Origin of the sequence: Nostoc sp. UCD121 (assembly GCF_014222285.1) — a bacterium.
Lineage (GTDB): Bacteria > Cyanobacteriota > Cyanobacteriia > Cyanobacteriales > Nostocaceae > Nostoc.
Genome location: NZ_JACKZS010000017.1, coordinates 56,406 through 65,832, shown reverse-complemented (window position 1 = coordinate 65,832; position 9,427 = coordinate 56,406). Strand labels below are relative to the sequence as shown.

The 9,427-nt window shown below is 44.9% G+C and carries 4 protein-coding genes; 2 read left to right on the top strand and 2 right to left on the bottom strand.

Features of this window, described 5'->3' with window-relative positions; translation table 11 throughout:
• Positions 1–32 precede the first annotated feature (32 nt).
• Together GNF10_RS06205 and GNF10_RS06200 are read right to left on the bottom strand one after the other, a co-directional pair.
• Positions 33–1,652 carry a response regulator gene (locus tag GNF10_RS06205; protein WP_185585124.1) on the bottom strand — a complete coding sequence of 540 codons (1,620 nt, stop codon included), beginning with the start codon at positions 1,650–1,652 and terminating at the stop codon, positions 33–35.
• A gap of 2 nt (positions 1,653–1,654) precedes the next feature.
• Positions 1,655–6,001: a PAS domain-containing protein gene (locus GNF10_RS06200; RefSeq protein WP_185585123.1), complete on the bottom strand. Its 4,347-nt coding sequence runs from the start codon at positions 5,999–6,001 to the stop codon at positions 1,655–1,657.
• A gap of 247 nt (positions 6,002–6,248) precedes the next feature.
• Between GNF10_RS06200 and ldpA the strand changes: the two genes are divergently transcribed.
• On the top strand, positions 6,249–7,421 hold the full coding sequence (gene ldpA / locus GNF10_RS06195; RefSeq protein ID WP_185585122.1) for a circadian clock protein LdpA: 1,173 nt from the start codon (positions 6,249–6,251) through the stop codon (positions 7,419–7,421).
• Between the two features lie 156 nt (positions 7,422–7,577).
• A complete protein-coding gene (locus tag GNF10_RS06190; RefSeq protein WP_185585121.1) occupies positions 7,578–9,311 on the top strand; it encodes a R3H domain-containing nucleic acid-binding protein in 1,734 nt (577 codons plus the stop codon).
• The last annotated feature ends 116 nt before the right edge of the window (positions 9,312–9,427 follow it).

Genomic DNA, 9,427 nt, shown 5'->3' with positions numbered 1-9,427 from the left:
CCATACCCCCACCCCGCGCCCTGCCTCTTTCTTCACAGGCTTAACGGCAGCTGAACTGTGAACCTTGCCCAGCCCTGAGAACTAGTAACTTCAATTTTGCCTTGGAGATATTCTACTAACTTCTTTGCTAATGCTAAACCTAACCCAGTGCCGCCATGTTGCCAGCGATCGCTCTGAGGAATTCGGTAAAATGGCTCAAAGATGCGAGATTGCTCTGTTGTGGGGATTATTACCCCAGAATTACTAACTGTAATTTGAAAGTAGGGGACTTGAAGGTTATCTAATACACCAGATTCAGCATCCTCTTTTATGAGAATTTTTGTGGTGTCAATTATCCGAACATCCATTGTAATTTCTCCTTCAGGCGGAGTATATTTACAAGCATTGTTGAGTAATTCTGAGATAATTTCGGTCAGGCTAGCCAAGTCTGAAACTAAAGGTGGTAAATTTGGCGGAACACTAACTTCCAAAGTCTGTTTCCTAGCTTTAGCCCTTTCTTCAAAATACTCGGCGACGTGAGGCAACCAATGTTGAAGTTGAATTGAAGTTAATTCTAATGGATAGACATCTGCATCAATCATTCGGATATGCAGCAAATTGTCTACTAGATCCAGTTCTTGTTCGCACTGCTCACGCAGGATAGTTAAGTAGCGGGCTACAGATTCCGATGGAGAAAGTGTGCTTGAATTTAAGCTATCCTGCCGCTCAAGAATATTTTCTATGGCGGAGATTGCCATTTTGATGTTTGACAAGGGCGTTCGCATCTCATGAGAAGTGGTTGCGAGAAAATCCTCTTTCAACTTGTTCAGGCGTTGGAGTTCTACCACTTGAATTTCTAGTTGTTGGGCACGTTCAGTTGCGAGATTGCGTTCTTCGGTGAGCCTTCGTTGTGTGTCATCTCGAAAAACTAATACTGCTCCTGTAATCATGCCACTGTTGTCTCTGAGGGGAGTAGCACTGTCAGCGATTGGTATGGTTGTCCCGTCTTTAGTAATTAGTAAAATTTGACTGCCTAGATAGATAGTAGTTTCTTGTTGGAGGGCTGCGAGAATTGGATTTTGGGCAGGGATCTGAGTTTGTTCGTCAACAAGTCGGAACACCTCTGTTAACATCCGTCCCTTGGCTTCATCCCATCGCCACCCTGTTAATGCTTCACCTGCCTGATTTAGGTACTTTACGCGCAACTCAGGATCAACTACAATCACACCGTCCCCCATTCCTCTGAGGACAGAACTCAAAAATTGCTCGCGATCGTAGCGATTGAGTGCTGTTTGAATGGCAACGTAAAGTTCTTGTTCCTTGATGGGTTTGAGAATATACCCAAAGGGCGATGTCAGTGTTGCCCGCTCCACCGTACTCTTATCAGAGTGACCTGTAAGGTATATAACAGGAATTTGCAAATTACGCCAAATTTGCTCAGATGCCTGAATCCCGTCCATTTCGCCGCGTAACCTGATATCCATTAAAATCAAGCTTGGGCGTGACTCAGTTGCTTTTTCAATTGCCTCTGCTGCTGAATCGACGATTCCTAAAACAGTGTATCCCAGAGACTCTAAACTTTCTTGTAAGTTGATGGCAAGAATGTATTCATCTTCAACAACAAGGATTCGAACTGTCTCCTTTTTATGTGTGTTTGATGGGATACCAATCATTTTTATATCCGGCTGTTTGTAAAAGTAATTTTGAACTGTGTTCCCTGGTGAGATTCAATTTCGAGTTTTCCTCTTAACTGTTTGACTAAACCATGAACAAGGGTTATGCCTAATGTTTTAGCTTTCTTGCTATCAAAGTTTTCAGGTAAACCAATGCCATTATCTCGAATAATGAGTGTAAAAATAGACTCGGATTTTTGATAAAACTTAACCTCAATTTCCCCTCTAATATTACCAACAAAAGCATATTTCAAAGCATTGGAAACCAGTTCGTTGATAATCAAGCCACAAGGAATGGCAGTTTCGATGTCAAGGCTAGCATTATCAACTTGAATATTCAGGTGAATCTGCCTGGAACTGATGTTATAAGAATCAAATAAATGAGTTGTTAAATCTGGGATGTATTGAGCGAAATCAATATCAGCGAGGTCTTCAGAGCGGTATAGTTTTTCATGAACTAGGGCAATGGAGGCAATGCGGTTTTGGCTATCGCGCAAAATAGCTGTCACGACTGGATCTTGTGTCCGTCTGCACTGCATTTGCAGCAAACTGCTGACAATTCCTAAATTGTTCTTCACCCGATGGTGAATTTCTTTAAGTAATACTTCCTTTTCTTTAAGAGAAGCTTTGATTTTTTCCTCTGCTTGCTTCTGTTCGGTGATATCTTGGTGGACAGCAACAAGGACACTTCCATACTCAGGATGCCCAAAGATGGAAGCGTTTGACCTACACCAGAATGGGGTGCCATCTTTCTTAACATTATGAACTTCATAACTAGCTTCACCATGTTTCAAGATAGCAGTCGTAATTGCCTGATTCACTTCTTCAGGTGTAGTATGTTCGTCTCCGTAGTTCACAATCGATATATGCTGACCAGTTAATTCATCAGGTTCATAGCCAAACATCTGCTCGAACTTAGGATTAGCGTAGACCAATACGCTATCTCTGGCACGAACTAGGCAAATTCCTTCTGCCATGTTGCGGGTAATTACTGCTTGCAACTCTAACATTTGTTCAGCACGTTTGCGATCGCTGATTTCAACTACAACAATGCCTATACTAATGGGTTGATCGGCTTCAGACTGAATCGGAAAATAGGAGGCTAGCCAAGTTCTGATGACACCTGGAAGTTTTGGGGTTTCTCCAGTGATTTCCAAATCCAGAATCGGTTCACCCGTTGTCGAAACATCGTGCAACACCTGCTCCAGCTTTGGTTTCAAATCGGGGACAATCTCCCCCAATGTTTTGCCAATATGCGCTGCTGCGGGAATGCCATTAATTTCTGCTAATGCTTCATTAACAAATGAAAAACGCAGTTCTCGATCGAGAATGCTTACGCCAACAGGTGCGCTATTGATGAAGACATCCAATAACTTTTGCTTGTGAGCTAGTTCTCGCTCCAGACTTTTGCGATCGCTGATATCAATAATCACGCCCAGCATCCGCACAGCTTCGCCTGCTTCGTTGTAAACGCCGCGCCCTTTCCCGGTGAGCCAGTGAACACTGCCATCGGGGTAAATCACTCGATATTCATCTTCAAAATTAATATGTTCTGCCAACGCATTTAATACAGCCTGTTCAATTCGGTCAACATCCTCCAGATGAACACAATTGCGCCATAGCTGATAGCTTGCTGATGTTTCTGGCTGTAAACCTAACAAACGAAAATGGTTGTCGTTCCAAATAACTTCGCCTGTTTCAACATTCCAATCCCAAAGACCAATGTGGTTAAATTCTAAGGTTAGCCTTAGTTGTTCTTCACTTTTAGCTAAGGCTGCTTCAGTTTGTTTGCGTAAGCGAAGCTCGTCGTAGATATGGCTAACATCCCGATGAGTACCACTCATCCGCAAAGGATGACCCTCTTGATCTCGGACGACAACCTTACCATAGTTGGCAATCCATTTCCATTCGCCAGATTTGGTTCTGAGTCGATAGTCAAATTTGTAGGGTACTGAACTATCCTTGAGGTGGGCTGCCAAGATTTCCTCAACCCAAGGTAGATCATCTGGATGAACTAATCGCTCCCAAGTACTGAAATCTTGTAGAAGTTCATCCAAGCCGTATCCGAGCATTTCTAAAAAGCGAGAGTTGTAATATACCTCTCCAGTGAGAATATTCCAGTCCCATAAACCATCCCCAGAAGCTTCAAGTGCTAATTGTAGTCTTTCCTCACTTTGGCGGAGAGTTTCTTCTGCTTTTTGGCGATCGCGTAGCGCAATTTCTTGTTCGGTGACATCTTGGGCAGTACCATAAAGGCGAATCACCTCTTCATCGGCGTTGAATTCTGCATATCCAATACCCTCAAAATAGCGATTAGATCCATTCTGGGGGACACGGAGAATTTGTTTGTAGGACTCACCAGTGGCCATCGCCCGCTCAACTGCTTGGTGCAATTTCTGCCCATCTTCAGGGTGATACAATTGCAGATTTTCCTCATAGTTTGGCTCCAAAAGTGCGGGTTCCCGATTGAAGAGATCAAAAAGCTCCTTTGACCAGGTAATTTTGCCACTAGCAATTTCAAACTCCCAACTACCAAGGCGAGCAACTCGCTGTGATTCTTCTAGTAGAGCTTGACTTTTGCGTAAGGTTTCTTCGCTGTTCTTGAGGTCGGTAACATCCACCACTAGTCCATCCCAAGCCACACGCCCATCCTGCAACTGGCGTGGTGTAGAACGAAAATGGAACCATTTGAGTTGACCACTAGGCGTTCGGATTCGTAGTTGAATATCAAAGACAGACAGATTTAGCCGGGACTCTTCAACGGCTTCCTCTAGCCGGGGAATATCCTCTGAGATGAACTGCCGATAAAGCAGAGATGAATCTCTGAGTGCATCTTCTACTTTGACTTCTGTTAGTCTTTCCATCCCTCCACTCAGATAGGAAAAGCGATCGCTCCCATCCAGTTCGCGGATCACCTGATAAACTGCACCATTGGGCAAATTATCTCCAATCAAGTGCAACATCACTTCCCGCTCATGCAAAGCAAGTTCGGTTTGTTTACGTTCAGTAATATCTCGCCCTTCGGGAATCAACAAAACGACTTTACCTGTCTCATCTGGAAGCGGACGCAGTGAAAAATCGATTGTTGCTATTCGGTTATTTGCGCCTAGAACCTCAACTTCATAGCGGACAAACTCCCCTTGAGCCGAACGAGCGATCGCTTGTTTTAATTCTTCTTGAGTCTGTGGTGAAATTGTCCACCAATGTGATTCCCAAAAAGGGCGATTGATGACATCTTCCAGCTTAATTCCGCCAAAACTAAGTGCAGTCTGGTTAGCCTCCAGTAAAATCCCAGATGGCGTTAGCAATCCTGTAAATTGGAAAGTGTTATTAAAGATAGCGCGGAATCGGCGATCGCTTTCTTGCAATTTGGCAGTGCGTTCTTGTACTTTGGCTTCTAACTCAGTGTTGAGACTTTGGAGGTGATGGTAGAGTTGGGATTGCTGGATAGCGATCGCTAATTGTACAGTCAATTGGTTGAGCAATTCCACCTCAAATGCCTGCCATTGCCGTGGAGCAGAACATTGATGCACAATAAATAGACCCCAAAGTTCAACTGCTGAAGTCGCTATGTTTTCTACCAGAATGGGGACAATTAAATTCGCCTTTACCTGAAACTGTTCTAATAATTGCAGATGGCATTCACTTAAACCCGCTTCGTAGATATTCGTAGTTGTCCAAATTTTTCCTTGGCGATATTTTTCCCCCCGGCTTTCTTGAAAACAGGTATCTTCAATCTCTAGTCCCAAGCTTGATTGCCATTCAGGCAACACTGACTCTGATATAATGCAACCCTGCATCATTGGAGTAAATTTATACACTACTACCCGATCGGCAACCAATAACTGCCGGACTTCTTGAACACTAGTAGTAAGAATGTCTTGAAGTTGCAAAGATTTGCGGATATGGAGAGCGATCTCTCCTACTAGGCGTTGTTGTTCCTGCTGCTGTTCTAGCTGCTTATGCTTAATCGCCCCATGAATCGTTCGGCAAAAATTTTCTCGGTTCAGTTTTCCTTTCACTAGATAATCATAGGCTCCACTTTTGATAGCTTGGACTGCGATCGTTTCGTCTCCCTGTCCCGTCAGCATAATTACTGGAATTTGGCTGCTGGAAGTTTGCCTCTGTAACTTAGTGAGAAATTCCAGCCCGTCTAAATCTGGTAATAAATAGTCCAACAAAATCACATCCGGTATTTTCCCTTGGCAAGCTTGTAGCGCCTTATTTGCAGACTCAAATTCGTAAATATTATAAGTGTAGCGATCGTCCCGCTCTAGGAAGCGCCGATACAAAGCTCTGTCTTCAGCAGAGTCTTCTACAAAAAATACAGTTATTGCATTGACTGTCATGTATATCAACTCCTCAGAAAGCTGCGGAAGTGGGTGAGAAGAATTAATAACCAAATAATACCCAATAGTCCTCTACGAGATGCTGCGCCCTAAGCGTAGCTATGCCGCAGGCTTTACAGCTTCTCTACAAGGCGCACTTGTTTTGCTCAGTACAAGTACCCAATACCCCATTCCCTAATTCAGGAAATCCGAACTTTTTCTTGATTACAGACTACTATTTTTAGTCGCATAAACGCATAATAGAAGTGTGACCGATCTGTTCGTCCCTTTACAATCTCTCAAACAAGGTAACTGGTTCAAGCTCATCTGCGGAGCCAGCTTCCAGCATTTGCCGGCAGTTAGAAATTTAACGTTAGCCTATACTTTGGCGGGCGCTGACTGCATAGATGTTGCAGCTGATCCAGCAGTGATTGCAGCAGCGCAAGCAGGGCTACAAGTAGCTAAAACTCTAGCTCAAGATGCCCAACAGCGAGGCTTTGACTACAAAGGCAACTTACCCTTTTTAATGGTCAGCCTAAACGATGGAGAAGACCCCCATTTTCGCAAAGCAGAATTTAATCCTACTGAGTGTCCTAGAGACTGCCCTAGACCCTGTGAACGGATTTGTCCGGCACAAGCAATCGTATTTGACAATATCAAAGAAGATTTTTCAGGAGTGGTATCCGAAAAATGTTATGGCTGCGGTCGTTGCATCCCAATTTGTCCTTATGGTATAATTTATACAGCTTCATACGTGACAACGCCAGGAGCGATCGCGCCATTAGTAATGTCAACAGGAGTAGATGCCGTAGAAATCCATACACAAGTAGGGCGGTTGGCAGAATTTCAGCGATTATGGCAGGCAATTTCACCGTGGGCCGATCAATTAAAAGTACTAGCCATCAGCTGTCCCGATGGCGAGGGGATGACTGATTACCTAAGAGCAGTGTATGACCTGATTGCCCCACTCACAAGTGCTTTAATTTGGCAAACCGACGGTCGTTCTATGAGTGGCGATATTGGCGATGGTACGACAATAGCCGCAGTGAAATTAGGGCAGAAAGTTTTGGCAGCGAAATTACCGGGATATGTGCAGTTAGCAGGCGGCACAAATAGCTATACGGTTGCTAAGTTAAAGGCAATGGGGCTACTCAACGATTTTAGATTGCCGATTTTAGATTTTGGATTAGAAGACACCGATCCACAATCCAAAATCCAAAATCCAAAATCCAAAATTTCCGGGGTCGCCTACGGTAGCTACGCCCGTGTACTGCTGTCACCAATTCTCGAAAAGTTAGAGAATAAGGAGGTAAGTAACACCAATATGAAGGCGACTCTTTGCCTAGAAGAAGATGAAGCATTGCTTTGGCAAGCTGTAGAACTTGCCCATTCTCTGGTTTCCCAGATCAAGTCATCTCAGAGAATGGAGAGTGAGCATTAATTAAGCATAATTACTAGGTACCAGAAGATACTGTAACTTATGTTTAATTTATGTTTGTATAGTCAAGGTAGGAGGTTTGAGCATTGAACGAGCTATTGAGAACAGTTAGAAGCTGAAAGTATCTGATTTACTGTTGTTTCCGTCACCATAGAAAGCATGACGATTACAGACGATCTCCAAAAGTTATTAGACATTTTGCCCCAAGACCTGCAACAAGTACTAGAGAGTCATCCCAAACGAGATATTTTAGTAGAAGTGGTCTTGGATTTGGGTCGTCGCCCAGAGGCTCGCTTTCCTAATCAAGCTGAGTATCTGAGCGAAATACCTGTTACTCAAGAACAGATAGATGATTGCATTCAACGAGTCGGAATTTTTGGCGGAGATAATCGAGCAGGAATTGAGCAAACTTTGCATCGGATCAGTGCGATCCGCAACCGTACTGGTAAGATTATTGGCTTGACCTGTCGCGTTGGTCGGGCGGTATTCGGAACCATTGGCATGATCCGCGATTTGGTAGAGACTGGTAAATCGATTCTCATGCTCGGTCGTCCAGGCGTGGGCAAAACTACTGCCTTACGGGAAATTGCCCGTGTTTTGGCAGACGATCTGCATAAGCGAGTGGTGATTATTGACACCTCCAACGAAATCGCTGGAGATGGTGATGTTGCCCACCCCGCTATTGGTCGCGCTCGGCGGATGCAAGTGGCTCATCCAGAACAACAGCATCAGGTGATGATTGAGGCAGTGGAAAACCACATGCCAGAAGTCATTGTCATTGATGAAATTGGCACGGAACTGGAAGCTTTAGCGGCTCGGACTATTGCTGAACGGGGCGTACAGTTGGTAGGTACTGCCCACGGTAATCAGATCGAAAATCTGATTAAAAACCCTACCTTGGCTGATTTAGTTGGGGGTATCCAAGCGGTGACACTGGGAGACGATGAAGCCAGACGGCGAGGCTCTCAAAAGACTGTTTTGGAGCGGAAAGCCCCTCCTACCTTTGAAATTGCTGTGGAAATGTTGGAACGCCAACGCTGGGTAGTACACGAAAGCGTTGCTGACACAGTAGATAATCTGCTGCGAGGTCGTCAGGCTACCCCACAAACGAGAACCGTTGATGACCAGGGCAAAGTTGCGGTTTCAAGGCAGTTAGCTGTTGTCAACGGTCGCGGTGGACAATTAGGGACAGTGGAAGAATCTTTCCCACCGGCGCGACAGGCTAATGGCTGGCGTTCTTCGGGACAAATGGTTGCACTGCCGCAATTGCCTGTAGAACGGGTGACTGGACGTAGTGAGTTTGATCGATTGCTGGATGAATCCTTCAATTATTCTGAGAGCATTGATTTAGATGCTGCTACAAGAGTGCCAGGGCCAAATGGTGAAGATTTGCCACTGCACGTTTACCCTTATGGCGTTAGCCGCCATCAACTAGAACAGGTAATTAGCGTGCTAACTTTACCCGTGGTGTTGACAAAAGATATAGATAGTGCTGATGCGATTTTAGCACTGCGATCGCACGTCAAGAACCACGCCAAATTACGCCAAATGGCGAAAGCCCGTCATGTCCCCATCCACATGATTAAATCCAGCACCATTCCGCAAATTACCCGTGGCTTGCGGCGGTTGCTGAACATGGATGACCCAGAAATGACCGATGATCTTGAACTGCAACTGTTTTTGCACAGTGGTAGCGATGATGAGATGGATGCCTTGGAAGAAGCTAGACTTGCTGTTGAGCAAATTGTGATTCCGAAAGGACAGCCAGTGGAGTTATTACCGCGTTCTCCGCAAGTTCGCAAAATGCAACATGAGTTGGTAGAACATTATCGCCTCAAGTCGCATAGTTTTGGCGAAGAACCAAATAGAAGATTGCGGATTTATCCGGCGTAACTTCACCCCCAACCCCTCTTCGCACTGGGAAGAGGGGTAAAGGAACGAACCGCATTCGCGTTAGCGTCTCCCCTTGGGAGAAGGACGCAAAGAGCGCATACCCCTCCGGGGAAGCA